Here is a 25,380-nt window from a genome sequence, read left to right on the forward strand (position 1 = left end):
GCGGCCGTCGATCGGCGAACTGCGCACCGATCTCGCGCTCGAGGCGACGCAGCACGCGCAGCAGGGGCTCGGCCAGCTGCCCGGCGTGCGCGTGGAGGAACGGCGCCACGGCGACGTCGTCGTTCACCGGGTCGAGGTGCTGAACGAAGAAGGCGAGCGCGCGACGGGGAAGGCGCGCGGGCACTACGTGACGCTCGACACGCCCGGGGTGCGGAACCGGGACCGCGCCATGCAGGGGCAGGTCGCGCGCGCCCTCGCGGACGAGATCCGGCACATGATGCCCATCCCGCCGGACGCGCACGTTCTCGTCGTGGGGCTTGGCAACTGGAACGCGACCCCGGATGCCCTCGGGCCCCGCGTCGTCGACAACCTGCTCGTCACGAGGCACCTCCAGAACCAGGTGCCGGCCGACCTGCGCGGGCGCCTGCGCCCCGTGTCCGCGATCGCGCCGGGCGTCCTGGGGCTCACGGGCATCGAGACGACGGACATCATCGCGGGCATCGTCAAGGAGATCCGGCCCGACGCCGTCCTGGCCATCGACGCCCTGGCGGCGCGCAGCATCCGGCGCATCTGCAGCACGATCCAGCTGGCGGACACCGGCATCCGGCCCGGCTCCGGGGTGGGCAACGATCGCGGCGGCATCCATCGCGAAACGCTGGGCGTGGACTGGGTCGTGGCGATCGGCGTGCCGACGGTCGTCCACGCCTTCACGATCGCCAGCGACACGGTGGATCTCCTGATCGAGTCGCTGCGCAGCCGGCCGGGCTTCGGGGACTGCTTCCGGCACTTCTCACCCGAAGAGAAGAACCGCCTCATCGAGGAGGTGCTCTCCCCGACCGTCGGCGATCTCATGGTCACGCCCAAGGAGATCGACGTGATCATCGACGACATGTCCCGCGTGCTGGCGGCGGGGATCAACGCCGCGCTGCACCCCGGCATGGCCGACGAAGTGCTGACCTTCTGATCCTTCACCGCGCGCGACGGACCACGCGCATCGAGGTCAGACCGGTTGGTCCTCGCCCCGCAGCGCCGCGAAGGACGCCGCGAACCCGGGAAAGGAGATGCGCACGGCCCCGGCTCCCTCCACGTGGACCGGCTCCCGGCAGAGAAGACCGGCCACGGCCAGGGCCATCGCGACGCGGTGGTCGCCGCAGGCCGAGACGCGGCCGCCCGAAAGCCTTCGCCCGCCCCGCACGACGAGCCCGTGCGGCGTCTCCTCCACATCCGCGCCCAGACGGGAAAGCTGGGCGGCCATGACGGCGAGCCGATCGCTCTCCTTCACGCGCAGCTCGCCGCAGTCGCGGAAGCGGCTGCGGCCACCGGCCGCGAGGGCGAGGACGGCGAGGACGGGCACTTCGTCGACGAGGCGCGGGACGAGGCCGCCCGCGATCTCGAAGGGCCGCAGGCCGCCGTCCGGGGCCCGCACGGTGACATCGGCCACCGGCTCGCCGGCGACGACGCGCTCCTCACGAAGCTCCACCTGAGCGCCGGCCATGCGCAGCGCGTCGAGCACCCCGCTGCGCGTCGGGTTGACGCCGACGCCGCGCACGGTGACGGCGCTGCCCGGCACGATCGCCGCGGCGACGAAGAAGAACGCGGCGGACGAGATATCCCCCGGCACCACGACGCGCTGGCCGCGCAGCCGGGCGCCGCCGTCGACGGCGACGGTGACGGCGCCGTCCGGCCCCTCGTCCCTTGCGACGCGCGCGCCGAACGCCGCCAGCATGCGTTCTGTGTGGTCACGCGAGGCGGACGGCTCCGTCACGGCCGTGCGGCCGCGGGCCCGCAGGCCGGCGAGGAGGATGGCCGACTTCACCTGCGCGCTCGCGACCGGGCTCGTCCACTCGATGCCGCGCAGGCGGCCGCCACGGATGGAGAGCGGCGCCCACCGCCCGCCCTCGCGGCCGTCGATGCGCGCACCCATGCGGCGGAGCGGCTCGACGACGCGCGCCATGGGCCGGCGGCGGAGGGATGCGTCACCGGTGAGGGAGGCGAAGAGGTCGTAACCGGCGAGCAACCCGGCGGAGAGGCGCAGCGTCGTGCCGGAATTGCCGCAATCGATGACGTCCTCCGGCTCCGCCGGCCCGTCCGGCCGCGGTCGGACGACCCATGGCCCGCCGGGCGGCGTCTCCACCTCCGCGCCGAGCGCCCGCGCCACCGCGACGGAGCTTCGCGTGTCGGCCGCGTCGAGCGGCCGTTCGATCACCGTCGCCCCCTCCGCCACGGCGCCGAGGAGGATCGCGCGGTGCGTGATCGACTTGTCGCCGGGGACCTCGAGGGTGGCTTCGAACGGTCCGGCCGCCGGAGGCACCACGAGCGCGTCGCCGAAGTCCGTTCTCTCCCCGTGGCCCGCCATCAGCGATCCCACCCCTTCTCGGCGGCCAGCCGCCGCCGGGCGTCCCCGGCCGCGTCGAAAGACGCCGCGAGACCGGCCGCGTCGCCCCGCGCGATCATGTCGCGCAGCGCCGAGATCTCGGCGATGACGCGGTCGAGGCCTTCGCACACGTGCGCGGCGTTCCGCGTGAGCACGTCGACCCAGATGTCGGCCGGGCTTGCGGCCAAGCGCGTCGTGTCGCGCAGGCCGCCGGCGGCCAGGCGGCGGGCCAGCGGCCGGTCCCGGGCCGCCGCGTCGAACGCGCGCATGGCCGCCGTGGCGAGCGCCTGCGGCACGTGGGACGCGAGCGCGGCGGCCGCGTCGTGCGCCTCCGGCGTGGTCCACAGCGGCGCGGCGCCGGCGGCGCGTGCGAGCGCCTCCAGGCGGCGTCCGGCGGGGGTGGCCGCGGCGCGCGCCGGGTCCCGGGCGGTGAGGACCCACATGGCGCCGCGGAACAGGTCGGCCCGCGCGTTCTCGAGGCCGCCGCGCTCGCGGCCGGCCATCGGGTGGCCGCCGACGAACGCCGCGACGCCCCCGCCGGCGTCCGCCGCCTCTGCGGCCTCCGCCGCCTCGTGCACCGGCGCCTTGAGCCCGGCGACATCCGTCACCACGGCGTCCGGCCGCGCGCGACGCCGCACCTCCGCCACGGCGCCCACCACGGCGGCCAGCGGCGCGCACAGGACGACGACGTCCGCCTCGCCCGCCGCGCGCTCCAGCGGCGCCGCCTCGTGCGCGGCGCCGGCGCGCACGGCCGCTTCGGCGCGCTCCGGCGAGCGCGCGGCGGCCAGCACCCGGTAGCCCCCGGCCTGGACGAGCGCCATGCCCAGCGACCCGCCGATGAGCCCGGGGCCCCAGATGGCGACGGTCGTCGCCTCGGACGCTGTCCCCCGCGCGGCGTTCACCGCGCGCTCGCGGCCGCGTCCGCAGCCCGGCTCCCCGCCGCAGGCGCCGCACCATCGTCCGAGCGGCCGGCGCCCCGGCCGTCCTCGCCCGCCGGCGCCCACGCCCCTTCCGGCAGATCCAGCCGCCGCCCGACGGCGCCGGCCACGGCCGCCGCCTCGCGCATGAGCTCCGCGAACCGCTTCGGCGTGAGCGACTGCGACCCGTCGGACAGCGCCCGCGCCGGCTGCGGGTGCACCTCGACGATCAGCGCGTCCGCGCCGGCCGCGATCGCCGCCAGGGCCATCGGCTTCACGAGGCGCCACTTGCCCGTGCCGTGGCTCGGATCGACGACGACCGGCAGGTGCGTCCACTCCTTCAACACCGGCACGGCGTTCAGGTCCAGCGTGTTCCGCGTCGCCGTCTCGAACGTGCGGATCCCCCGCTCGCAGAGGACGACCTGGTCGTTCCCGGCCGCGAGGATGTACTCGGCCGCCTGCAGCCACTCTTCGATGGTGGCCGAGGGACCGCGCTTCAACATCACCGGCCGGCCGACGCGCCCCACCGCGCGGAGCAGCGGGAAGTTCTGCATGTTCCGCGCGCCGATCTGCAGCATGTCCGCGTACGCGGCCACGAGCGGCACCGTCTCCGGGCTCATGACCTCCGTCACGATCGGCAGGCCCGTGCGCTCCCGAGCCTCCGCGAGAAGCTTCAACCCGTCCTCCTCGAGCCCCTGAAAGCTGTACGGCGACGTGCGGGGCTTGAAGGCCCCGCCCCGGAGCATGCGCGCGCCTGCGCGCTTGACGGCCGCGGCCGTCTCCAGGATCTGCTCCCGGTTCTCCACGGCGCACGGCCCGGCGATGACGACGACCTCCTCCCCGCCGAGGACGACGTCGCCCACCCGCACTCGGGACGGCTCCGCGCGGAACTCCCGGCTCGCGAGCTTGAACGCGTGCTGCACCAGCATGACCCGCTCCACGCCCGGCAGCGACTCCAGCCCCATCGCGTCCGGATCCGGCGGCCGATCGCCGACGGCGCCGATCACCGTGCGCTCCTTGCCCCGCGACACGTGCGCCGTGAAGCCCAGCTCGGCGAGTCGCCGCTCGACGTCCTGGATGTGCTCGTCCGTTGCGTCCCACCGCATGACGACGATCATGGCCCAACCTCCTCGGCGATAAAAAAACCTCCGCCCAAAGGGACGGAGGCAAATCCGCGGTACCACCCTTCTTAGCGCCGCGGGGCGGCGCTCTCTCTGCCCGGCGGCCATCACCGCCGGCTCCCATGGTAACGGGGGACACCGTCGCCCTTACTTGGCCGGCCGGGGCTCCCGCCCTCGACGGCCGTCCCGGCGCGCGCGGCGCGCCGGGGTTCAGGGACGCCCTCGCGGAGGTAGTTCGGCGACGGATCCGGTCCGGCTCGCACCGGCCGCCGGCTCTCTGGGCGCGGATGGCCCGCCGCCTACTGGCTTCCGCTCTTCGGTTTCGGATGGGGTTTGCGCGAATGGTACCCCCGCCTCGCCTCAGCTGTCAATAGGTCTGCGCAGCGGCCGCTTCCCTTGGCGACACGGCGGCGTCACGAGACGGCCGGTGCCTCTCCCGGAGGCGCCGCGGCTCCGGCCGAATTCTCCGGCGCCGGCCGCAGCGCCGCCTTGAGGGCCGCGACGTGCGCGCCGACCCGCGCCGCCACCGCCGCCGCGCCCCCACCTTCGGCGATCCGCTCCACGAGCGCGCTCCCCACGATCACGCCCTCCGCGTGCACCGCAACTGCGCGCGCCTGCTCCGGCCGGGACACGCCGAACCCCACGGCGCGCGGCAACCGCACGTGGCGTCGCACCCGCTCAAGAAACTCCGGGAGCTCCGCGGGCATCTCCGCACGCGCGCCCGTCACGCCCGTCACGGAGACGCAGTAGACGAAGCCGCTGCCGACGGCGTCCGCCGCCGCCATTCGCTCCGGCGTGCTGGTCGGGGCGACGAACGGGACGAAGTCGAGGCCCGCCCGCCGGCAGGCGGCGGCCAGTTCCGTCGCCTCGTCCGCAGGCAGGTCGGGGACGATGAGCGCGTCGCCGCCCGCGTCCCGCACCTGCTCGACGAAGCCGTCCGGGCCCGCCTGCAGCACCGGGTTGACGTAGGTCATCACGGCGAGGGGCGCGTCCGATTCCGCGCGCAGCGCGCGGATTGCCTCGAAGAGCCAGCCCAGGCGGAAGCCGGCCGCGAGCGCGCGCTGGCCCGCGGCCTGGATGGCCGGGCCGTCCGCCAGCGGGTCGGAGTACGGCACGCCCAGCTCCAGCGCGTCGGCGCCGTTCGCGAGCATCGCGCGCGCCGCCGCGAGGGACGTGGGCAGGTCCGGGTCTCCGACGGCGAGGTAGGCGATCAGCGCGCGCTCGCCGCGCGCCATGAGACGTTCGAACATGGCCGCGAGGCGCGTCATCGGGCGCCGCCCCCGTGCGTCGCGGCGCGATCCTGCGCCGCGCCAGCGCGATCCGCCTCCGTGGCGCCGTGCCCGCCGGTGGCGCCGATCCCCGCGGGCGCTCGCCCGGCCCGCCGCGCCGCCGCCACCTGCGGCATGTCCTTGTCGCCGCGGCCGGAGAGGCAGACGACGACGACCGCGCCCTCCGGCAGCTCCGGCAGGATGCGCGGCAGGGCCGCGATGGCGTGCGCGCTCTCGAGCGCGGGGATGATGCCCTCCGTGCGCGAGAGGAGCTCCAGCCCCCAAATCGCTTCGCCGTCCGTCACGGCGAGGTACGTTGCCCGGCCGGTCTCCTTGAAGTGCGCGTGCTCCGGGCCCACGCCGGGATAGTCGAGGCCGGCGGAGATGGAGTGCGCCGGCAGGACCTGGCCGTCCTCGTCCTGCAGGAGGTAGCTCGCCGCGCCGTGGAGCACGCCGAAGCGGCCCGCGGTCAGCGTGGCGGCGTGGCGTCCGGTGTGGAGGCCCTCGCCCGCCGCCTCCACGCCGTACATGCGCACGCTGGCGTCGTCCTTGAACGGGTGGAACAGCCCCATGCTGTTGCTCCCGCCGCCTACGCACGCGACGAGCGCGTCCGGCAACCGGCCCGCCAGCTCGAGAACCTGGCGGCGCGCCTCCCGGCCGATGACGCTCTGAAAGTCGCGCACCATGGCCGGATACGGGTGCGGACCAACGACGGAGCCGATCACGTAGTGCGTCGTGCGCACGTGCGTGACCCAGTCGCGGATCGCCTCGTTCGTCGCGTCCTTCAGCGTGCGCGTGCCCGAGGCCACTGGAATCACGCGCGCGCCGAGAAGCTCCATTCGGAAGACGTTCAGCTCCTGGCGCCGCATGTCTTCCTCGCCCATGAAGACCTCGCACTCAAGCCCCAGGAGCGCCGCAGCGGTGGCCGTTGCCACGCCGTGCTGGCCGGCGCCGGTCTCCGCCGTGATGCGCCGCTTGCCGAGGCGCGCGGCCAGCAGCGCCTGGCCGATGGCGTTGTTGATCTTGTGCGCGCCGGTGTGGTTGAGGTCCTCGCGCTTGAGAAACACGCGCGCGCGCCCGCCCAGCGCCGCCGACAGGCGCCGCGCCTCGTACAGCGGCGTCGGGCGCCCCACGTACTCGCGCAGCAGGCGGTCGAGCTCCGCCTGGAAGCCCGGGTCCGCCTTCGCGTCGGCGTAGGCCTCCGTGAGCTCGTCGAGCGCCGGAATCAGCGTCTCCGGCACGTAGCGGCCGCCGAAGCGGCCGAATCGCCGTTCGATCGCGTCAAGGGCCGTCCGCGCCATGGTCTCGCTCCCAATCCCGCACCGCCGCCACGAAGCGGCGGATCTTGTCCGGATCCTTCGCCCCGTCCGTCTCCACCCCGCTGGAGACGTCGACGCCGTACGGCCGCGCCGCCTCGAGGGCCTCGGCCACGTTCTCCGGCGTGAGGCCCCCCGCGAGGAGGACCGGCACCGGCAGGTCGAGCTCACGCACCCGCGTCCAGTCCCACGGCCGCCCCGTGCCGCCCGGCGCCTCCGGCCGGGCCGCCTCCACGACCACCATGTCCGGCGCGCACTCCCGCACGCGCCGCGCGACGTCCTCGGCCGGCTCGTCCGCCCGCAGGCGCAGGCCCAGGATCACGCCGAACGGCCGCTGCGCGAGCCCGGCGAGCTTCCGCACCTGCCTCACGTACGCCGGATCCTCGACCCCGTGCAGCTGGACGTAGTCCAGGCGGGCCGAGTCGGCGATGCCGACGACCTCGACGGGCGGCGCGTCGACGAAGACGCCGACCTTGACGCGCTGGCGGCCGGCGATGGCGGCCAGCGGGATGGCCTCGGCCGGGGGCACGTAGCGCCGGCTCGCCTGGTGGAACACGAACCCCACCGCGTCGGCGCCGGCCTCGTTGGCCGCGAGGATCGCGCTCAGCGTGCGGATGCCGCAGATCTTCACGAACACATCGCTTCGCCTCCACGGGCCACCGTAGCATAGGCGAGCTCGCGCAGCGAAACGGCCGGGTCCGGCGAGCGGACGAGGCTCTCCCCGACGAGCGCGGCGCGCGCGCCGGCGGACGCGAGGCGGCGGATGTCGTCCGGGCCCCGGATGCCGCTCTCCGTGACGAGGAGCACGTCGCGCGGCACGCGGCGGGCCAGCCGCTCCGTGACCTCGAGCCGGGTCACGAACGTGCGCAGGTCGCGGTTGTTGACCCCCACGAGCCGTGCGCCCGCGGCGACGGCCCGCTCCAGTTCGCGCTCGTCGTGGACCTCCACGAGCGCGTCCAGGCCCAGCTCGCCGGCGCGGGCGAACAGGCGGCGCAGGTCGTCGTCCGGCAGCGCCGCGACGATGAGCAACACGGCCGCGGCGCCCATGACCGCCGCCTCGTCCACCTGGTAGGGATCGACGACGAAGTCCTTGCGCAGCACGGGCAGCCCGCTCGTCGAGGCGGCCGTTTCGAGGTCGCCCGCGCGCGCCTGGAAGAAGTCCGGTTCCGTGAGCACCGAGATCGCCGCCGCGCCCCCCTCGCGATAGGCCCGGGCGAGGCGGCCCACGCTCAGGTCGGTCCCGAAGGCGCCGGCCGACGGCGAAGCCCGCTTGATCTCGGCGATGATCGGGAAGCGCTCCCGCTCGGCGGCCTCCAGCGCCGCGCGCAGGCCGTCCCATGCCGGCAGGCCGAACGCCCTCCGCTCGGCCGCCCGCTGCCGCCGCAGGAGCGCCGCCGCCTCCGCCTGCCGCGCCATCTCGGCTGCCGGGACGCGGGCCTTGGCCTCCTCCAGACGGCGCCGGCGCCTTTCCAAAATGCGCTCCAGGATCATCCCGCCGCCTCCTCCGCGACCCGGTGCGTGAACGCGATGAAACGCTCCAGCGTGCGCCGCGCTGCGCCGCTGTCGATGGCGTCCGCGGCCAGCCGCACGCCCTCCGCGATGGTTTCCGCCCGGCCGCCCGCGTACAGCGCGGCCCCCGCGTTGAGCAGCACGATGTCGCGGGCCGGGCCGGGCTTCCCAGCCAGGACGTCGCGCGCGATCGCGGCGTTGTCGGCCGCGTCGCCGCCCGTGACGGCGGCCAGCGGCGCGCGCCTTAGGCCGAAGTCCTCCGGGCGGATGCGATAGCCGCGCACGTCCGCGCCGTCCGCCTCGTAGACGAGGGTGGGCGCGGAGATCGAGATCTCGTCGAGCCCGTCCTCGCTGTGCACCACCAGCGACCGCCGGGTGCCCAGCCCGTTCAGGACCTCCGCCAGCACGGGCGCGAGGCGCGCCTCGTACACGCCGACCACCTGCGACGCCGCCCCGGCCGGGTTCGTCAGGGGGCCCAGGATGTTGAAGATGGTGCGGAAGCCCAGGGCGCGCCGCACCGGCGCCGCGTGCTTCATCGCCGAGTGCAGGAGCGGCGCGAAGAGGAAGCCGAAGCCGACCGCGTCGAGGCAGGCGCCGACCTTCGCCGCGTCCAGGTTGAGGTTGGCGCCCAGCGCCTCCAGGACGTCGGCGCTGCCGGCCCGGCTGGAGACCGAGCGGTTGCCGTGCTTGGCGACGGGCACGCCCGCCGCGGCCACGACGAACGCCGCCGTCGTGGAGATGTTGAACGTGCCGCGGCCGTCGCCCCCCGTGCCGCAGGTGTCGACGACGAGCGGGTGGCGCGTCTGAACGTGCGTGGCCGCGCGCCGCATGGCTCGCGCGCTGCCGACGATCTCCGCCACCGACTCCCCCTTCGCGCGCAGCGCCGTCAGGTAGGCCGCGATGAGGACGTCGCGCACCTGGCCGGCCATGATGGCCGTCATCGCCGTCTCGGCTTCAAGCTCGTTCAGGTCCTCGCCCGCCACCACTTTCTTCAGGTAGCTCTCGATCATCGTCCCTTCCCTCCCGTTCCCGGCGAGGCGATGGTCGGCACGCCGGACAGGCGGCCGGCGCGGCCCGCGCCGCCGGCGCCGCCGGCTCCGTACACCGTCTCGAGGAAGTTGGCCAACAGCGCCTTCCCGTGCGGGGTCAACACGGACTCCGGGTGGAACTGCACGCCTTCGACCGGCCGCTCGCGGTGGCGCAGGCCCATGACGGCCCCGTCCGCGCTCCGCGCCGTGACCTCGAGGCAGTCGGGCAGCCCGGCCTCGGCCACCACCAGGGAGTGGTACCGCGCCGCCGGGAACGGGCTCGGAATCCCGCGGAACACGCCGGCGCCGCCGTGGGTGACCTCGGACGCCTTGCCGTGCACCGGCCTCGGCCCGCGCGTCACGCGCGCGCCGTACGCGACGCCGATCGCCTGGTGCCCCAGGCACACGCCCAGCACCGGCACGCGCTCGCCGAGCCTGCGGACGGCCTCCACGGAGATTCCGGCCTCCTCCGGCCGCCCCGGCCCCGGGGAGACGACCAGCCCGTCCGGCTCCATCGCCTCGAGCGCCTCGACGCTCATGGCGTCGTTGCGCACCACGTACACGTCCGCGCCCAGCTCGCACAGGTACTGGGCCAGGTTGTAGGTGAACGAGTCGTAGTTGTCGATGAGGGTGATCACGCGCCCACCCCCCTCAGGAGCGCCGCGGCTTCCCGCGACGCCGCCAGGTCCAGCGCCCGCTCCAGCGCGCGCGCCTTGTGCATCGTCTCCTCGAACTCACGGTCCGGGTCGCTGTCCGCCACCACCCCGGCGCCGGCGCCGATCCGCGCCCGGCCGCCGGTCATCGCCACCGTGCGGATCGCGATGCAGAAGTCGAGGTTGCCGTTGAAGCCGGCGTACCCGACGGCGCCGCCGTACGGGCCGCGCCGCTCCGGCTCCAGCTGGCTGATCAGCTGCATGGCGCGCACCTTCGGCGCTCCCGTCAGCGTGCCGGCCGGAAAGCAGGCCGCGAGCGCGTCCAGCGGCGTCACCTCGGGGCGCAGCTCGCCGCTCAGGTGCGACACCAGGTGCATCACGTGGGAGTAACGCTCCACGGCCATCAGCCGGTCGACGCGCACCGTGCCCGGACGGCAGACGCGGCCGAGGTCGTTGCGGCCCAGGTCGACGAGCATCACGTGCTCCGCCCGCTCCTTCTCGTCCGCGACGAGCTCCGCCGCGAGGCGCGCGTCCTCTTCCGGCGTGCCGCCGCGCGGCCGCGTGCCGGCGATCGGCCGGTAGTCCACGCGGCCGTCCTCGACCTTGACGAGCGTCTCCGGGGACGACCCGGCCAGCCGCCGCTCCCCGAAGTCGAGGAAGAACAGGTAGGGGGACGGGTTGAGCGAGCGCAGCGCCCGGTAGACGCGGAAGGGATCGGCGTCCAGCGGGCGGTCGATCTGCTGCGCGAGGACCACCTGGAACGCCTCGCCGGCGCGGATCGCCTCCAGCGCCCGGCGAACCGCGGCGGTGAAGGCCGCGCGGGGCAGGCTCGTGCGCCGGTTCGCGGGCGCAGCCCCCGTAAACGTCGCCGCCTCCTTCGCGGTCCCGGGCGTCGCCTCGCCCGCCGCGTCGCCGGCGCGCCCGTCCGCACCGGTGCCCTCGAACCGCTCCGCCTCGTCGGGGCCTGGGAGCGGCGGCAGCGAGCGGCGCAGCGCCGCGTGCACGCGATCCAGCGTCCGGGTCGCCTCCGCGTAGGCGCGTTCGGCGCCGTCGCGCGGGTCGGCGAGCGTGACGACGTGGAGCCTGTGCGTCAGGTGGTCGTACACGCAGACCGTGCGGGCCACCACGAACTCGGCTTCCGGCCATCCGCTCGGCTTCGGGGGCAGCGGCACGGGCTCCAGGTGCCGCACGGCGTCGTAGGCGACGTACCCCACGGCACCACCGTAGAAGGGGGGCAGGCCGCGCCCCGCCGCCACGCGATAGCGGCTCATGAGTGCCGCCAGCGCCGCGAACGGCGATGTGTCGCCGTCGCAGAGGAGCCGCTCGAGGGGATCGAGCCCGACGATCGAGTACCGGCCCGGCCTTTCGCCGGCCTCGGCGCTCTCCAGGAGGTAGCACGCGCCGAGGTCCGCGAGCTTCAGGTACAGCGTGATCGGCGTCTCGAGGTCCGCGACCGTCTCCGTGTGCACGGCCACGAGCCCGCCCTGCCGGGCGAGGGCGTCGAACGCGATGCGATCCGGCAGGATGCGCGTCATGTCCGGTTCCTCCTCCGTCCTGGCCCGCCGCCGCGCGGCTTCGCTCGACGGCTGACGGGCCAACGTCTCTTGACCAGCAAACGAAAGCGCCTCCCGTCCGCTTTGGGACGAGAGGCGCGAGCGCTTCCCGTGGTGCCACCCAAATGAGGCCGTCATCCGCGGCCGCGCCGCGCGGACGGGCCCCGCGGCGGCCTTCGCAGGATGGCGCCGGAAAACAAAAATCTCTTTCGTTCTGGGACGAAAGAGACTTCCGTGGTGCCACCCAGCTGAGGACAACGTCCTCACTCTGCGCGATACGGGCCGCCGCTGAGCGGTGGCCGATATCGCCGCCCCTGTAACGTGGGGGTCCGCCTTCGCCTACTGCGGCATGCGGCGCTGTCCGGATCCGCGCGCGCCGGCGCGCGCGTGTGAACGCTGCCGCCTCCGGTTCGGGAAGGAGCTCCGGGGCCCATTCCACCCGCGCCTGCCGTCCGGCCTCTCACCATGCGCCGGCTCGCTGAGCGGTGGTGTGCGAGTGTACTCTTCCCCGTCCTTGCCGGGAGACGTGTGAAGTTGGCGTCAATGTAGCACCGCGCCGCAGGCAGTGTCAAGCGCGGCCGGGCGTGACGCCGCCCCGCCGGCGCAGGCGGGCCCCGCGGCGCGCAGGTGGACGGCGCCTGAGCGAGAAATCGCTCGATGAGAGGGGTGATCCGCGTGCGTCGCCAAGTCGCGGCTCTCATGGCGATCCTCGCGGCCGTCGCCGTCGCCGTGGTGGTTTCCAGACCCCGGCCGGCGCCGCCCGTCGCCTCACCGTCGTCGCCGCCGTGGCCGGCTGTCGTGGCCGTGGCCCGCGTATATGGCGAATCCGAGCCCACGCTTGACGAATTCCGGCCGACCACGACGGAGGTGGATGGCCGGCCGATGTTCATCGTCTTCCTGTCTGGCCACTTTCGAAGGGGCGACCTGAAGGCGACGCACCTGGAATTTTCCATGCTCGCCGACGGATCCTACGCTTGGGGCATCCGCGGCTACGACGACGCGGGCGATGTCTGGCTGGACGATGACCTGCCTTCCAGCCGGTGAAGCACAGTATGATATGCCTGCGGAGCCCGTCGCCAATGCCGGGCTCCCCGCTCGAGAAGGTGACGCCAGTGACGACCGGGTCTCCCGCACGCCTGCCGGACGACGCGCGACTGGGCCGCGTGCGCCTGCGCGTGCGCGACCTGGATCGCTCGCTCGCCTTCTACGAGGGGCTTCTGGGGCTGCGCCGCGTCGAACGGGTCGACGGGCGGGCCGTCCTCTCGCCCACCGGCCGCCTTCCCGAGTTGCTGGTTCTGGAGGCCGACCCGGCGGCCGTTCCCAAACCGGCGCGCAGCACCGGCCTCTACCACTTCGCCATCCTGTTTCCGAACCGCGCGGCGCTGGCCGCCGCGTTCCTGCACCTCGCGCGCCATCGCTGGCCGTTCCAGGGGTTCTCGGACCACCTCGTCAGCGAGGCCATTTACCTCGCGGACCCGGACGGCAACGGCATCGAGATCTACGCGGACCGGCCCCGCGTAGAGTGGCGCCGGCGGGATGGGCAGCTGGTGATGGACACCCTTCCGCTGGATCTCGATGGTCTCGTCGCCGCGCTCGGGGACGCGAGGGACCGGCCGTACGCCGGCATGCCGCCGGACACCGTCCTCGGCCACGTGCACCTGCACGTCAGCGACCTCGCGACCGCGGAGGCGTTCTATGCCGGGACGCTCGGCTTCGACGTGACGGTGCGCGGCTATCCCGGCGCGCTCTTCTTCGCGGCCGGAGGCTACCACCATCACGTGGGGACGAACATCTGGGCCGGGCGCGGCGCGCCCCGCCCGCCCGCAAACGCGGTCGGCCTGCTGGACTTCTCGCTCCGCATTCCGAAGGCGGCGTTACCGGCGGTCCTGGAGCGAGTGCGGCGCGCCGGCCATCCAACGCGTGAAGCCGGTGGCGCATGGTGCGTCACCGGCCCCGACGGCGTGGAGGTCCGCCTGGACGCGCGCGACTGACGAACGCGCGCCCTCGCTACGAGCGTTTCCTCGGCTCGAACGTCTTGCAGCACGTGTCGTAGCACTGGTGGGCGGGCGTGCCGCCCGCCTGGGCGACGATCTGCTGCACCTGAGCCGCGTCCACGGAGTTCGGGTACTCCTTGCCGACCCAGTCGTGCGTGATGAGGATCTCCTTGGCGTCGCAGTAGTTGCCGTCCCGCCAGTAGTTGCAGTCGCTCACCGTGCACCGTACGCCGTTCAGCACCTCGACCGACCTCCCGGTCTAGGTTGGCCGGCGCGGCAAGACGTCTATGCGCGCCTAGCCGGCCGCATCGCCCGCGCGCGCCGCGACGTCCGCCTGCGCGCGCACAAGGTGCTGCGCCCGCGGCGTGACGGCCGCGCAGATCAGGGCCGCCACGACCGCGGCCCCCGCCATGCCGGCGAAAAGGCCCGCTTCGCCGCGCCACCCGTAGGCGAGGCCTCCGAGCGCCGGACCGGCGCCGTGCGCGAGCGCAGCGCCCAGGTTCATCGCGGCGAAGTAGGTGCCGCGCAGCTGTTCCGGCGCGATCGCCGACACGACCGCCTGCTGCGTAGGCGCAAGCAGCACCTCGCCGATCGAGAACACGACCATCGTGACGACCCACAGCGCCGGGCGCGTCCCGGCCAGGAGAAACCCGAGGCTGGCCACCGCGTACAGGCTCTCGCCGAGCACCATGCCGGCGAACGCGCCGCGCCGCTCGGCGAGTCGTCCGAGGAACGGCTGCGCCAGGATCACGGTGATCGCGTTCGTGCTCAGCACGCGGGCGAAGAGCGCGTCCCCGTGCGGCGCCGTCAGGCTCAGGTGGCGGGCCAGGTTCGTCTCGATCTGGCTGTAGCACAAGAGGCTGAACGCGGCCGCGACCGCGAACGCCCGCAGGAGGCCGTCGCGCGCCAGAAGCGCGAGCGCCTCGCGGAAGCCGGGCGCCTCGCCCCGGTCCCCGCCGCCCGCACGCCCATCCGCGCCGAGCCGCACGACGCGCCCCGCGGGCACCCACTTCAGCGCCACGAGCCCCATGACGAGCGACGCCGCCGCCACAAGGACGAACATGGAGCCGGACCGGCCGGCGCCGAGCATCACCCCGAGCAGCGGGCCGACGGCGGCACCCACGTTGATGGCCCAGTATTGATAGCCGAACACGCGCGTGCGCAGGTTCGGCGGCACGAGGTCCGTCATCAGCGCCTGGAAGGCCGGCCCCTGCAGCGCCCACGCCACGCCGAGGAGGATGCTGCACACGGCGAACTCCCACGGCTGGCGCGCCACGGCCATGCCCAGCAGGGCGACGACGTCGATCGCCGCGCCGAGCAGGATGCCCGCCTTGCGGCCCACGCGGTCCGCCCAGTGGCCGCCGATCAATCCGAACGCAATGGTGCCCACCGCGCCGAGGCCGACGATCGTGCCCACGGCGCCGGGGCTGAGGTGCGTCACCCGAGAGAGGTAGATCGTGGTGAACGGCATCACCATGAAGCGCGCGACCGCCGTAAGGCCGCTCATCCCGACGAGCGTCCACACCAGGGCGGGCAGCTGAGCCTCATCGGCGAACCATCGTCGCAACTTCGTCATCAGTCGTTGCATCGTCGAATCATTGCCCCGTTTCGTTCTGCGATGTCCGGCAGGGTCGGACGCTGCGCGCGACCTTGCCACGCGGGCGTTCGGCCGTTCCGGCGCCCGCGTTCAGTGCTCCGTGACCTGGTCGATGAGCCCGCGTTCCCGGGCGACGCGCTCGCATGCGCGGAACACGGCCACGCCCGCAAGGATCGTCGCCGCAGCGGAGGCGAGGAGCACGGTCCACAGGGTCGTGTCCGGGACCGCCGCCAGCGTGGGGCTGAAGCGCGCCGAGAAGGCGTGACCGTACGCGGCGCGACGCAGCGCCTCCAGCCAGTGGGTGAACGGCAGCGCCAGGCCGAACGCGCGCGCCCAATCCGGGAGCACGTCGAGCGGAAACACGGTGCCCGTGAACAGGTAGAGCGCCCCGGCCAGCCCCTCGGCCCAGGCGCCGCCGTGGCGTGCGGCCAGCAGCATCACGCCGGCGAGGGCCAGCCCCATGCCCAGGGAGAGCAGCACCCCGGCGGCCAACGCCAGGACGAGCGCGCCCCAGTCGACGGTCCCAGCGTGCAGCGGGACGTGCAGGAAGAGCACGCCCGCCGCCAGCACGACCGCCGCCGCGATGGACGTCGCGACGAACTTGGCGCCGGCCCGGCCGAGGATGTACCAGAACAGGTCCGACGTCCCGAGGTAGATGTACTTGAGCATCTGGAACCACTCGCGTTCCTCGATGACGGCCATGCTCACGCCCATGCCGAGCGCCCCGACGTACATGTAGAACGCGTTCCCGAGGTACATGGCGGCGAACATCTCGGTGTGCGTCCGCCCCCCGGTGACCACGAGGTACATGACGACGAGGATCGAGCTCATGGCCAGCGGCCGGACGATGCTATACGCGAAGAACCAGCCCGGCGAGGCCCAGTTCGCGTCCATCTGCCAGCCCAGCCAGAATCCGGTGCGCAGGTGACGCAGGCCGCTCACTGCCACTTCACCGTCAGCCTCCCTTCGCGCTTGGCGAGGTTCTCCATGGCGGTGAGGGCCACGTAGGCCAGCGCGATGTACACGACTGCCAGCGCGCCCAGCGCCGCCACCTCCACCCCCGGCGAGGCCAGGGCCAGCGGCTCCCCGCCGAAAAGCAGCTGGCGCATGGCGTCGAGCCCCAGCGTCAGGGGAATGGCCGAGGCCAGGACGGCCACGGCGCGGCCGAGCGCCTTCACCGGAAAGTAGAACCCGGAGGCCAGGTAGACCGGGTCCTGCAGCAGGTTGATCAGGTTGAACGCGTCGCGGCCGTACATCATGAACACGGACGCGAGCAGCATGCCGAGCCCGTACAGCGCGACAAGCGTCAGAAGAAACGTGCCCAGCGCGAGGAACGGGTGCTCGGCCGCGAGCGGCACGTGGAAGAGCCACGCGCCCAGCACCAGCGTGCCGATCGCCCGCGCGCTGGCCATGAACATGCCGCCCAGCGCCATGCCGGCCAGGATGGCCATGCGGGAGATCGGCGCGAGGAAGAACAGCTCCAGCTGGCCTTCCTGCTTCTCCCAATAGAACTGGGACGCCATGCTCCAGAGCACGTTCAGCCAGTACGCCGTCATCGCGCTGCCCAGGAGGACGAAGCCGGCGTACCGCGGCGGCGCGTCGAGCGCCCGGTAGATGAAGACGTACGCGGCGGCGGCCATGACGGGCAGCACCACCTCGAACGCCAGCCAGCTCAGCTCCCGCAGCGTCGACACGACGCGCACGTACGCGCGGGCGCGCGCGGCGCGCACGTTGTGCCACAGGAGGGCGCCAAGGCTAGGGCTCACGGCCGGCCGCCCCCCCTTCGTCCTCAAGCCGGTGGCCCGTGAGGGCCAGGAAGACGTCTTCGAGCGTCGGGTCCTGCTTCTCCAAGGCGTGCAGGTCGAGGCCCAGCTCCGCGATCGTCGCGACGAGGCGCACGAGGACGGCGTCCGACTCCACGTGGACGCGCGCCGACACGCGACCGTCCCGCGCGTCGAGCGTCACGCGCCGCACGCCGGGCACCTCGCCCAGCGCCTGCCGCAGGCGGTCGAGCGCGATGCCTTCCGCGCCCGCGCTGCCCTGCGCGGGGCGGGGCCCCGGCGACTCCGCCGTCGCGGCCGTGCCCTCCGCCGCGGCGCCCCCCGCCAGCTCAAGGCGCACGACGCGCTCCTGGCGCAGGCTCCGCTTGAGGTTGGCCGGCGTGTCGCAGGCGAGGATGCGCCCGCCGCTGATGATGGCGATGCGGTCGCAGATCTCGTCGGCCTCCATCATGTAGTGGGTCGTGAGCAGCACCGTCTTCCGCTCCTCCTCGACCCACTCCCGGACGAAGCCGCGCAGCCGGCGCGCGGTCTGCACGTCGAGGCCCAGCGTCGGCTCGTCGAGGAAGAGCACGTCCGGCCGGTTGAGGAATCCGCGCGCGAAGTTCATCTTCTGGCGCATGCCGGTGGAGAGCTTGTTCACGCGCACCGACCCGTCGAGGTCGACCATCGCGAGGAGCCGGTCGATGCGCCGGAACGCCTCCGCGTTCGGCAGGCCGTAGAGCTGGCTGAAGAGCCACAGCGACTCGCGCACCGTGAGGATGCCGTAGCCGGAGTGCTCCCCGCCCGACACCATGTTGATGCGCCGCCGGATGGCGGCCGCCTCGCGCCGCACGTCCATGCCGAGCACGCGCGCCTCGCCGCTCGTCGGCAGAAGCAGCGTGCAGAGGATCTTGATGAGCGTCGTCTTGCCGGCCCCGTTCGCGCCGAGCAGGCCGAAGCACTCACCCGGGCGCACTTCGAGGTCGATGCCCTCGAGCGCCACGTGCTCCTTCACGACGCGGCCGCCGCGCCGCTCCTGGAAGACGCGCCGCAGCGCCCTCGCTTCGATCGCCGGGCCGGCCCGATGTCGATCAGCCATTCCGCTTGAGCAACCCCTTCCGCAACGCGTGGCGTTCCGCCATGGCAAAGACGGCGTATCCCAGCGGAATCATCACGACGGCAAAGAGTCCGAGACGCAGCAGGTCGGGCGCCAGCTGGCCGAGGGTGGCGCCGTGCAGGACCGCGAGGCGCACATCCCGCAACGTGTACGTCGCCGGGGAGATATGCGACAACGGTTGCAGCCAGCCGGGCAGCGCGTCGATCTCGTAGTACACGCCGGAGATCAGCAGCAGGACGCCCTGGATGATGTGCGTCGCCTGCGCGCCCTTCTCCGGCGACAACAGCGGCAGCACCGCCGCGATCAGGCCGAGCCCGATGAACGAGAGGCTCGAGACGACAAGCACGAGCAGCGCGGCGCCGAGGTTTGCGCGCGAGAGGTCCATGCGGAAGAAGAGCGCCACGGCCGCGAGCACGACGGTCGTCCGCACGAGCCCGTACAGCACCGCCCAGGCCGACGTGCCCAGGAGGAACGTCAGCCGGTGGATCGGCGCCATGAACGTGGACTCGATGGTCCCCTCCCAGCGCTCCCACTGGACGGACGTCGCCACCTCCATGAAGATGACGCTCAGAAAGCCCCAGAGCAGGGCGCCGACGGTCAGGTAGAGGACCGCCTCCGGCCCCTGGGCGACGCCGATGAGCGCGATCGTCAGGGCGTTCACGACGTTGTAGAACTGCTCGGCGACTTCCCACGCGGCGTAGCGCCGGATGAGGCGGAAGTTCCGCTCCACGAACCCCCATCCCGAGCGCAGCTCGCCGATCCAGCCCTGCCCGCGGGCCGGCCCCGGCGTGCCGCCCGACTGCGGCTGCAGCGCGGCTTCAGGCTTCATTCGCCAACACCTCTTCCCAGTCGCGCCCCGTGAGGCGGAGGAAGACGTCCTCCAGCGTGCCGCCGGGGCCGGCGTACCGCTGCTTCAGCTTCTGCGGCGTGTCGACGGCGATGACGCGGCCGTCGTTCATCACCGCGACGCGGTCGCACAGGCGCTCGACCTCGTCCATGTCGTGGCTCGTCAGGAGGATCGTCGCGTCGTGCTCCCGGCGCACCTCCTCGACAAAGGTCTGGACGTCGCGCTTGGAGCGCGGGTCGAGGCCCGTCGTCGGCTCGTCGAGCAGGAGCAGCACCGGGGACGTGAGGAGCGCCCGCGCGATCGCGACCTTCTGCTGCTGCCCGCGGGAGAGGTGCTCCATCGAGGTGAAGAGCTTCTCCCACGGCAGGCCGAGCCGGTCGGCGACCCGCGCCACCTCGCCGCGGATCGCGCGCGGCGACATGCCGTAAAGCCGCGCCGCGTAGCAGAGGTTCTCCCAGGACGAGAGCTTCTTGAAGAAGGCGGCCTCGACGGAGACGCGGTTGATCAACCGGCGAACGGCGTGCGGCTCGCGGACGACATCGTGGCCGAACACTTTCACCTCGCCCTCGTCCGGCAGCAGGAGCGTGCTCACGATGCGCACAAGGGTGGACTTGCCGCACCCGTTCGGGCCGAGGATGCCGAAGATCTCGCCCCGGCGGACGCGAAGCGTGACGCCGTTGACGGCGTGCACCTCCTCAAGAGGCGCGCGGCGCAACCAGCGCATCAGCCCGGGAGCATTCCGTCCGGCGCCGTCGCTTCCCGCTTCCCGGCTCCCGCCGGCCTCGGCCGGCTCCGCGAACCTGGCGGGCACGGCCTCCGCGCGTTCCACGAATCGTTTATGGACGTCGATGACTTCCAACGCGTAGTTCACAGAACGATTCCTCCTTGCCGGCCTGCGCCTCGTTGGCCGCCAGCGCGCACGGACGCGCGCGAGCTTTGGGCATCGGCTTTCGCCGCATGCAAAAAAGGGCCATGGGCGGGACCCATGACCCTTCGTCCTTGCGGATGGTGCATGGCCACGGGCCCTTGCGGCCCGCGGCCGGTGCGATGCGTTACCGCTCCCGGACGAGGCCGCGCGAATGATCGACGACGGAAACGACGCTTGCGGGCACACGGATGCCGCGAGGACCGGCGCTGGCGGCGTCTCGACCCATGAGCCCGCCGAAGCCGCCCGGCAGGCCGCCGGCGATGGCGGCGCCAAGGGCAAAGACCCCTGCCGTTGCATCCGAAAGCCGGATCATTGGCGCAGCCTCCCTTCCAAAGCGATTCACCCTTCCAAACCTTTCAAGCGTTCGCAGTATACCCCACGGCGCCGCGCTTGCCAATAGCCGTCCGAATGTCGCCCCGGCCGCCGGGGCGGCGCGCGCTAGCTGACGACGGCGCGGTCCAGCCGGTCGCCGAACGTCTCCAGCACGCGCGCCTTGAGGAACTGGTGCTCCGGCCGCTCGAGGGACGGGTCCGCCTGCAGCAGCCGCTCGGCCTCCCGCTGCGCCAGCGCGACGAGGTCCTGGTCACGCGTGAGGTCCGCCACGGCCAGTTCCGGAAGCCCGTGTTGCCGGGTGCCGAGCACCTCGCCCGGACCCCGCAGGCGCAGGTCCGCCTCGGCGATGCGGAACCCGTCGTGCTCCCGCTCCATCACCCGCATGCGCTCACGCCCTTCGGGCGTGGCGGGGTCGGCGATGAGCACGCAGTACGAGCGTTCCCGGCCCCGGCCGACGCGCCCGCGCAACTGATGGAGCTGCGCCAAGCCGAACCGGTCGGCGCCTTCGATGATCATGATCGTCGCGTTGGGCACGTCCACCCCGACTTCGACGACGGTCGTCGTGACGAGGATGCGGATTTGACCCGACGCGAACGCCGCCATGGCCTCCGCCTTCTCACGCGGGCGGAGCCGCCCGTGGAGGAGTCCCACGGGAATGTCCGGAAACGCGCGGCGCACGCGCTCCGCCCACTCCGTGGCCGCCTGCGCCTCGACCTGCTCCGACTCGTCGACCAGCGGGCACACGACGTACGCCTGACGCCCGGCGCGCACCTGCTCGCCGAGCCAGGCGTAGATCTTGTCGCGCGACGCCTCGCCCCGCCAGATCGTGCGCACCGGCTGGCGGCCCGGCGGGCGCTCGTCGATCACCGTCAGGTCGAGGTCGCCGTACACCGTGAGCGCCAGCGTGCGGGGAATGGGCGTCGCCGTCATCACAAGGAGGTCGGGGTTCCGCCCCTTGGCGGCCAGGCGCGCGCGCTGGCGCACGCCGAAGCGATGCTGCTCGTCGGTGACGACGAGCGCAAGGTCGCGGAACGTCACGCGCTCCTCGATGAGCGCGTGCGTGCCGACGACGACCTCCGCCTCCCCTTCGGCGACGGCCCTCAGCGCCCGTTCGCGCGACGCGCGGTCCAGCGAGCCGGTCAGCAGCGCGAGCCGCACGCCCAGCGCGCGAAACGCGGGCTCCAGCCGCTCGGCGTGCTGCTGCGCGAGAATCTCCGTCGGCACCATCATGGCAGCCTGGTGACCGCTCTCGACGGCGCGCAGGAGAGCCCACGCGGCGACGACGGTCTTTCCGGAGCCGACGTCGCCCTGCACGAGGCGGTTCATCGGCCGCGGGCTGAGGAGGTCGGCGTCGATCTCGCGCATGGCTCGCCGTTGCGCGCCCGTCAGCGCGAAGGGCAGCGACCGGATGAACGCGTCGCTCAGCCTGTGGTCGGGCACGTACGTGACGTCGCGCTGGGCCGCGGCCGCCTGCCGGCGCAGCAGCCCGACGCCGACGATGATCGTGAACAGCTCGTCGAAGGCCAGCCGGCGGCGCGCCGCCTGAAGCGACTCGGCGTCCGGCGGCAGGTGGATGTCGTGCCACGCGCGGGCGACCGGCGGCAGGCCCAGGCGGGCCGCGACGTCGTCCGGCACGGCATCCCGCCACCTCTCCGCAAGAGGCAGCACCTGCGCGACGAGCCGCCGGAGGTAGCGCTGGCTCAGCCCGGCCGCGGCAGGGTACACCGGCACGATGCGCCCCGTGTGCAGGCCCGCATCCTCGACCGGCTCGTATTCGGGGTTTTCCACCTGCAGGCGCCCGTGCTGCCACTGGACGCGGCCACTGAAGAGGAACTCGCGCCCCGGCACGAGCTGCTGCCGGCGGTACGTCTGGTTGAACCAGACCAGCAGGATCGCGCCCGTGCGGTCCCTCGCGACCGCGCGCAGGATGCTGAGACGCGGCCGCGGGCGCGCCTCCTCCACCGCGACGATCTCGGCGCGAAACGTCACGTTGTCGCCGGGCCGCATCGCGGCGATGGCGGACAGCTGGCTGTAGTCGTCGTACCGGCGGGGAAAGTGGCGGAGGAGATCGGACGCCGTGCGGATGCCCAGCTTCTCCAGGTCCTTCGCCCGGGCCGGCCCCACGCCGCGCAGGAACTGGACGGGCGTCTCCGGGGTGAGGTTCACCGCAGGGGCTCCACCCCGACGACGTTCACCCGGACGTCCGCGACGTCGAAGCCCAAGGCCTCGCGGATGCCGTCGTGCACGGCGGCGATCGTGGCGCGCGCCGTCCGCTGGATGTCGACGCCGTAGCGGACGACGACGTCCAGCTCCACGAAGACCTCGTCGCCGCGGATGTCGACGGACACGCCCTTGGGAAGCCGGTCGCGCCCGAACAGGTTCGCGAGCCCCTCACCCTGCCCGGACACGCGGACGACGCCGGGGACCTGCGACGCCTTCCACACCGCGACGGCGGCGACCGTCTCCTCGGAGAAGGCCAGCTTGCCCGCTTCCGTTTCGATCACTTTCATGCGGCCGATCGAACTCCCGCGCTTGTGGGTTCTTCTGACACGATGGTACAATATGTGCCGTTGCGGTTGAGAAGGCAGGTGAACTCGTCATGTCCCGACGCTGCGCCGTGTGCGGCAAGGAACACGGAACGGGCCACAACGTCAGCCACTCCGAACGCAAGACGAAGCGCCGCTGGCTTCCCAACCTGCAGCGCGTTCGCGTCATCTGGAACGGGAGCCGTCGCCGCGTCTACGTGTGCACGCGCTGCCTGCGAAGCGGCAAGGTGCAGCGGGCGATCTAACAAGGCACGATCGCGCGCAGCCCTGCGAGGTTTGCCTTCAGCAAATTCGAATCGAATGCGGCACCGCTCGGCGCGAGGTGCCGCTCTTTTTTCCCGTCATCTCGCGCCCGAGGCTCGCCGAGCCGCGTCCTGCGCTGCGATGAGGCGTTCCAGTTGGGACGGGTGTGTGAAGAGCAGCCATTCGACGTACCGGTTCGGCTCCACGTCGGCAAGGTTCGAGAGGGCGAGGCGCCGTTCGAGCGAAACGGCCGCCTGCGGGTGCGGCGCCAGGCGGAAGCTGATCGCGTCCGCCTCGCGCTCGAACTGGCGCGAGATGCCGTTCTGCAGCGGCATCGTGAGCATCGTGCCGAGGTTCGCCAGGAGGAGGATCCAGGCGACCGCAGCCGGATGCGGCAGCGGGGAGAGGATGCCCCGCCCCACCAGCCCGCGCAGGAGCCTCGCCAGCAGCCACATCCCCACGAAGCCGCCCGCCGCGCCGAGCGCCACGCCCTTCGCGATGTGCCCCGCCGCCAGGTGGCCGATCTCGTGCGCCACGACGAGCTCCACCTCGGCGTCATCGTACCGGTGGAGAAGCGTGTCATAGAGCACGATGCGCCGGGTCGGGCCGGAGCCCGTGACGTACGCGTTCACGCGCTGCGTGCGGCGGCTGGCGTCCGCGATCCACACGTCACGCGCGGGAACCCCGGCGCGGCGCGCCATGTCGAGCAGTTCCGTCTTCAGGGGAGAGGCCGGCATGGGCCGGAAATGGTAGAAGAGCGGGTCGATGACGACCGGCGAGAGAAACGTCATCAGCCACACACCGAGCCCGAAGAGGGCCGCCGCCGGCAGCCACCAGGCGCGCGGCAGGCGGACGATCAGGAAAAAGAGCACGGCGAAGGCGACCGCTTGGATGACGGCGCCGACCGCCCATCCCTTGGCCAGGTCGGCGATCCAGGCGCCCAGCGGCTGCGTGCTCAACCCGAAGCGATGCTCCCAGTAGAATCCTCGCCAGTACGCGAACGGCGCGTCGACGAGCGCGAGAAGGAGCGAAAGGCCCACAGCGAACGCGGCAGCCGCCAGCACCGGCCGGCCGCGGGTCCCGTGCAGCACCCGCTCGGCCCACCGCTCCGCCGCCCCGGAGAACGCGATCCACGCGAGCACGGCCAGCTCGATCGCGGTGCGCGCGGCGAAGCTGAGGTAGGCGCCGCGCGCGTACGCGGCGCTCTTTTCGAAAAAGACGGCGGGAAAGAACTGCGCGGCCGTCCCGGACGGCACGTGCGGCCAGACGGCCGCCGCCACCAGCGCCGCCAGCATGGCGAAGGCGGTCAGGAGCCCCGCCAGGATCCAGCGCTCCGACTGCACGCCGCATCTCCCCTGTCCGCGCCTACGAGTCCCGCGCCCCGTCCCGCACGCGCTGCGCCTCCGCGAGCAGCGCCTCCAGCTCTTGCGGCCCGAACCGGTACACGGCCCCGCAGAAGTGGCAGCGCAGTTCCGCGCCGCCGTCCTCGCGCAGCATCGCCTCCAGTTCCCGCGGCCCCAGCGTGACAAGCGCGGCCGCGAGCCGCTCGCGGCTGCAGCGGCATCGGTACGCGACAGGCCGCTCCGCGAGCTTGCGGAAGCCGAGGTCGCCGAGGATCGCCGCGGCGATCGCGCCGGCCTCGCCCCCGTGGTGCACGAAACGGCTCACGCCGCCCAGCCGGGCGATGTTCGCCTCCAACCGCTCGGCCACGTCGTCGTCCGCGCCGGGCAACACCTCCACCAGCGCGCCGCCCGCGGCCAGCACGTGGCCGTCCGGGTCGACCAGCACCCCCAGCGCCACCGCCGTGCGCCGCTGCTCCGACTGCAGGAAGTAGTGCGCGAGGTCTTCGCCGATCTCTCCGGTGACGATCGCCGACGTCCCCGTGTAGGGCTCGCCGATGCCTTCGTCGCGGACCACGTAGAGCGTGCCGCGGCCGACCGCGCCGCCGACATCCAGCTTCCCCTGCGCGTTGAGGTCCAAGTCGACGTGCGGCTCGTGCGCGTACCCGCGCACCTCGATCGGATCGTCGGCCCGATCCGGGCGGCGCCCCTCCGCGACGACGCCGCCGAGCGGGCCGTCCCCGCGGAAGCGTATGACGACGGCACCGGGATCTTTCAGGTCCTCGGCCATCAGCGCGGCCGCCGTCAGCGCCCGCCCGACGGCCGCCGCGGCCGTCGGCCACAGGTCGTGCCGGCGCCGGGCCTCCTCGACGCAGGGCGTCGTCACCGCGGCGAGGACGCGGACGGAGGCGTCGTGGGACGTGCCCCGGACCAGCC

26 protein-coding genes are annotated in these 25,380 nt (G+C 73.2%); 4 read left to right on the forward strand and 22 right to left on the reverse strand.

The features are described 5' to 3' along the window. Window positions 1-10 precede the first annotated feature (10 nt). Window positions 11-964, forward strand: coding sequence for a GPR endopeptidase (locus tag IRZ18_01850; GenBank protein MBX5475853.1), 954 nt, complete (start codon window positions 11-13; stop codon window positions 962-964). A 36-nt stretch (window positions 965-1,000) separates the two neighbouring features. Here the strand turns inward: IRZ18_01850 and aroA are convergent, their stop codons facing one another. The 10 genes from aroA to IRZ18_01900 form a co-directional block, all read right to left on the reverse strand. Then, window positions 1,001-2,356, reverse strand: a complete 1,356-nt coding sequence (gene aroA / locus IRZ18_01855; protein ID MBX5475854.1) for a 3-phosphoshikimate 1-carboxyvinyltransferase — start codon at window positions 2,354-2,356, stop codon at window positions 1,001-1,003. After that, the gene (locus IRZ18_01860; GenBank protein ID MBX5475855.1) at window positions 2,356-3,276 is read right to left on the reverse strand and encodes a prephenate dehydrogenase/arogenate dehydrogenase family protein; all 921 of its coding nucleotides are present in this window, start codon (window positions 3,274-3,276) and stop codon (window positions 2,356-2,358) included. The genes aroA and IRZ18_01860 overlap by 1 nt, the downstream gene beginning before the upstream one ends. Next, window positions 3,273-4,409 carry a 3-deoxy-7-phosphoheptulonate synthase gene (aroF, locus tag IRZ18_01865; protein MBX5475856.1) on the reverse strand — a complete coding sequence of 379 codons (1,137 nt, stop codon included), beginning with the start codon at window positions 4,407-4,409 and terminating at the stop codon, window positions 3,273-3,275. The genes IRZ18_01860 and aroF overlap by 4 nt, the downstream gene beginning before the upstream one ends. Before the next feature lie 416 nt (window positions 4,410-4,825). Next, a complete protein-coding gene (locus IRZ18_01870; protein ID MBX5475857.1) occupies window positions 4,826-5,680 on the reverse strand; it encodes a tryptophan synthase subunit alpha in 855 nt (284 codons plus the stop codon). Beyond that, a complete protein-coding gene (trpB, locus tag IRZ18_01875) occupies window positions 5,677-6,981 on the reverse strand; it encodes a tryptophan synthase subunit beta (GenBank protein MBX5475858.1) in 1,305 nt (434 codons plus the stop codon). Before trpB ends, IRZ18_01870 begins: the two co-directional genes overlap by 4 nt. Then, window positions 6,962-7,633 (reverse strand): phosphoribosylanthranilate isomerase, encoded by a 672-nt coding sequence (locus tag IRZ18_01880; protein ID MBX5475859.1) that lies wholly within the window; start codon window positions 7,631-7,633, stop codon window positions 6,962-6,964. The genes trpB and IRZ18_01880 overlap by 20 nt, the downstream gene beginning before the upstream one ends. Next, window positions 7,624-8,487, reverse strand: a complete 864-nt coding sequence (gene trpC, locus IRZ18_01885) for an indole-3-glycerol phosphate synthase TrpC (GenBank protein ID MBX5475860.1) — start codon at window positions 8,485-8,487, stop codon at window positions 7,624-7,626. Before trpC ends, IRZ18_01880 begins: the two co-directional genes overlap by 10 nt. Continuing rightward, entirely contained in the window at window positions 8,484-9,515 is a 1,032-nt protein-coding gene (gene trpD, locus IRZ18_01890) for an anthranilate phosphoribosyltransferase (protein ID MBX5475861.1), read from the reverse strand. The genes trpC and trpD overlap by 4 nt, the downstream gene beginning before the upstream one ends. Beyond that, entirely contained in the window at window positions 9,512-10,171 is a 660-nt protein-coding gene (locus IRZ18_01895; GenBank protein ID MBX5475862.1) for an aminodeoxychorismate/anthranilate synthase component II, read from the reverse strand. The genes trpD and IRZ18_01895 overlap by 4 nt, the downstream gene beginning before the upstream one ends. After that, window positions 10,168-11,721, reverse strand: a complete 1,554-nt coding sequence (locus IRZ18_01900) for an anthranilate synthase component I family protein (protein ID MBX5475863.1) — start codon at window positions 11,719-11,721, stop codon at window positions 10,168-10,170. The genes IRZ18_01895 and IRZ18_01900 overlap by 4 nt, the downstream gene beginning before the upstream one ends. Window positions 11,722-12,414: 693 nt before the next feature. Here IRZ18_01900 and IRZ18_01905 point away from each other — a divergent pair. Continuing rightward, window positions 12,415-12,783, forward strand: coding sequence for a hypothetical protein (locus IRZ18_01905; protein MBX5475864.1), 369 nt, complete (start codon window positions 12,415-12,417; stop codon window positions 12,781-12,783). An 8-nt stretch (window positions 12,784-12,791) separates the two neighbouring features. Then, a complete protein-coding gene (locus IRZ18_01910; protein ID MBX5475865.1) occupies window positions 12,792-13,730 on the forward strand; it encodes a VOC family protein in 939 nt (312 codons plus the stop codon). A 16-nt stretch (window positions 13,731-13,746) separates the two neighbouring features. Here IRZ18_01910 and IRZ18_01915 read toward each other — a convergent pair whose 3' ends face one another. The 10 genes from IRZ18_01915 to IRZ18_01960 all read right to left on the reverse strand — a co-directional run bounded on the left by IRZ18_01915 (window position 13,747) and on the right by IRZ18_01960 (window position 22,825). Then, on the reverse strand, window positions 13,747-13,974 hold the full coding sequence (locus tag IRZ18_01915; protein MBX5475866.1) for a DUF1540 domain-containing protein: 228 nt from the start codon (window positions 13,972-13,974) through the stop codon (window positions 13,747-13,749). A gap of 54 nt (window positions 13,975-14,028) precedes the next feature. After that, window positions 14,029-15,309 carry an MFS transporter gene (locus IRZ18_01920; protein MBX5475867.1) on the reverse strand — a complete coding sequence of 427 codons (1,281 nt, stop codon included), beginning with the start codon at window positions 15,307-15,309 and terminating at the stop codon, window positions 14,029-14,031. Between the two features lie 111 nt (window positions 15,310-15,420). Continuing rightward, window positions 15,421-16,278 (reverse strand): ABC transporter permease, encoded by an 858-nt coding sequence (locus tag IRZ18_01925; protein MBX5475868.1) that lies wholly within the window; start codon window positions 16,276-16,278, stop codon window positions 15,421-15,423. Next, window positions 16,269-17,096, reverse strand: a complete 828-nt coding sequence (locus tag IRZ18_01930; protein MBX5475869.1) for an ABC transporter permease — start codon at window positions 17,094-17,096, stop codon at window positions 16,269-16,271. The genes IRZ18_01925 and IRZ18_01930 overlap by 10 nt, the downstream gene beginning before the upstream one ends. Continuing rightward, window positions 17,086-18,189 (reverse strand): ABC transporter ATP-binding protein, encoded by a 1,104-nt coding sequence (locus tag IRZ18_01935; protein ID MBX5475870.1) that lies wholly within the window; start codon window positions 18,187-18,189, stop codon window positions 17,086-17,088. The genes IRZ18_01930 and IRZ18_01935 overlap by 11 nt, the downstream gene beginning before the upstream one ends. Then, window positions 18,182-19,036 carry an ABC transporter permease gene (locus IRZ18_01940; GenBank protein ID MBX5475871.1) on the reverse strand — a complete coding sequence of 285 codons (855 nt, stop codon included), beginning with the start codon at window positions 19,034-19,036 and terminating at the stop codon, window positions 18,182-18,184. The genes IRZ18_01935 and IRZ18_01940 overlap by 8 nt, the downstream gene beginning before the upstream one ends. Beyond that, window positions 19,026-19,778, reverse strand: coding sequence for an ABC transporter ATP-binding protein (locus IRZ18_01945; GenBank protein ID MBX5475872.1), 753 nt, complete (start codon window positions 19,776-19,778; stop codon window positions 19,026-19,028). Before IRZ18_01945 ends, IRZ18_01940 begins: the two co-directional genes overlap by 11 nt. Window positions 19,779-20,106: 328 nt before the next feature. After that, window positions 20,107-20,295 carry a hypothetical protein gene (locus tag IRZ18_01950; GenBank protein MBX5475873.1) on the reverse strand — a complete coding sequence of 63 codons (189 nt, stop codon included), beginning with the start codon at window positions 20,293-20,295 and terminating at the stop codon, window positions 20,107-20,109. A 125-nt stretch (window positions 20,296-20,420) separates the two neighbouring features. Next, a complete protein-coding gene (gene recG / locus IRZ18_01955) occupies window positions 20,421-22,481 on the reverse strand; it encodes an ATP-dependent DNA helicase RecG (protein MBX5475874.1) in 2,061 nt (686 codons plus the stop codon). Then, window positions 22,478-22,825 carry an Asp23/Gls24 family envelope stress response protein gene (locus IRZ18_01960; GenBank protein MBX5475875.1) on the reverse strand — a complete coding sequence of 116 codons (348 nt, stop codon included), beginning with the start codon at window positions 22,823-22,825 and terminating at the stop codon, window positions 22,478-22,480. Before IRZ18_01960 ends, recG begins: the two co-directional genes overlap by 4 nt. 89 nt (window positions 22,826-22,914) lie before the next feature. On the opposite strand from IRZ18_01960, the gene IRZ18_01965 reads away from it, so the two are divergent. Further along, window positions 22,915-23,106, forward strand: a complete 192-nt coding sequence (locus IRZ18_01965) for a 50S ribosomal protein L28 (GenBank protein ID MBX5475876.1) — start codon at window positions 22,915-22,917, stop codon at window positions 23,104-23,106. A 96-nt stretch (window positions 23,107-23,202) separates the two neighbouring features. On the opposite strand, the gene IRZ18_01970 is transcribed toward IRZ18_01965, so the two are convergent. Both IRZ18_01970 and hslO read right to left on the reverse strand, forming a co-directional pair. Continuing rightward, window positions 23,203-24,447 (reverse strand): M48 family metallopeptidase, encoded by a 1,245-nt coding sequence (locus IRZ18_01970; protein MBX5475877.1) that lies wholly within the window; start codon window positions 24,445-24,447, stop codon window positions 23,203-23,205. Window positions 24,448-24,469: 22 nt separating this feature from the next. Then, the gene (gene hslO, locus IRZ18_01975; GenBank protein MBX5475878.1) at window positions 24,470-25,378 is read right to left on the reverse strand and encodes an Hsp33 family molecular chaperone HslO; all 909 of its coding nucleotides are present in this window, start codon (window positions 25,376-25,378) and stop codon (window positions 24,470-24,472) included. Between the last annotated feature and the right edge of the window lie 2 nt (window positions 25,379-25,380).

This window comes from Clostridia bacterium (assembly GCA_019683875.1).
Classification (GTDB): Bacteria; Bacillota; Sulfobacillia; order RBS10-35; family Bu92; genus Bu92.

Coding starts and splice junctions, on each gene's coding strand:
- trpC (MBX5475860.1), bottom strand. CDS start 8,487: ATGATCCTGGAGCGCATTTTGGAAAGGCGCCGGCGCCGTCTGGAGGAG.
- IRZ18_01950 (MBX5475873.1), bottom strand. CDS start 20,295: ATGATCCGGCTTTCGGATGCAACGGCAGGGGTCTTTGCCCTTGGCGCC.
- trpB (MBX5475858.1), bottom strand. CDS start 6,981: ATGGCGCGGACGGCCCTTGACGCGATCGAACGGCGATTCGGCCGCTTC.
- IRZ18_01900 (MBX5475863.1), bottom strand. CDS start 11,721: ATGACGCGCATCCTGCCGGATCGCATCGCGTTCGACGCCCTCGCCCGG.
- trpD (MBX5475861.1), bottom strand. CDS start 9,515: ATGATCGAGAGCTACCTGAAGAAAGTGGTGGCGGGCGAGGACCTGAAC.
- IRZ18_01945 (MBX5475872.1), bottom strand. CDS start 19,778: ATGCGCTGGTTGCGCCGCGCGCCTCTTGAGGAGGTGCACGCCGTCAAC.
- IRZ18_01965 (MBX5475876.1), top strand. CDS start 22,915: ATGTCCCGACGCTGCGCCGTGTGCGGCAAGGAACACGGAACGGGCCAC.
- aroA (MBX5475854.1), bottom strand. CDS start 2,356: ATGGCGGGCCACGGGGAGAGAACGGACTTCGGCGACGCGCTCGTGGTG.
- aroF (MBX5475856.1), bottom strand. CDS start 4,409: ATGATCGTCGTCATGCGGTGGGACGCAACGGACGAGCACATCCAGGAC.
- IRZ18_01940 (MBX5475871.1), bottom strand. CDS start 19,036: ATGAAGCCTGAAGCCGCGCTGCAGCCGCAGTCGGGCGGCACGCCGGGG.
- IRZ18_01935 (MBX5475870.1), bottom strand. CDS start 18,189: ATGGCTGATCGACATCGGGCCGGCCCGGCGATCGAAGCGAGGGCGCTG.
- IRZ18_01960 (MBX5475875.1), bottom strand. CDS start 22,825: ATGAAAGTGATCGAAACGGAAGCGGGCAAGCTGGCCTTCTCCGAGGAG.
- IRZ18_01920 (MBX5475867.1), bottom strand. CDS start 15,309: ATGACGAAGTTGCGACGATGGTTCGCCGATGAGGCTCAGCTGCCCGCC.
- IRZ18_01910 (MBX5475865.1), top strand. CDS start 12,792: ATGATATGCCTGCGGAGCCCGTCGCCAATGCCGGGCTCCCCGCTCGAG.
- IRZ18_01870 (MBX5475857.1), bottom strand. CDS start 5,680: ATGACGCGCCTCGCGGCCATGTTCGAACGTCTCATGGCGCGCGGCGAG.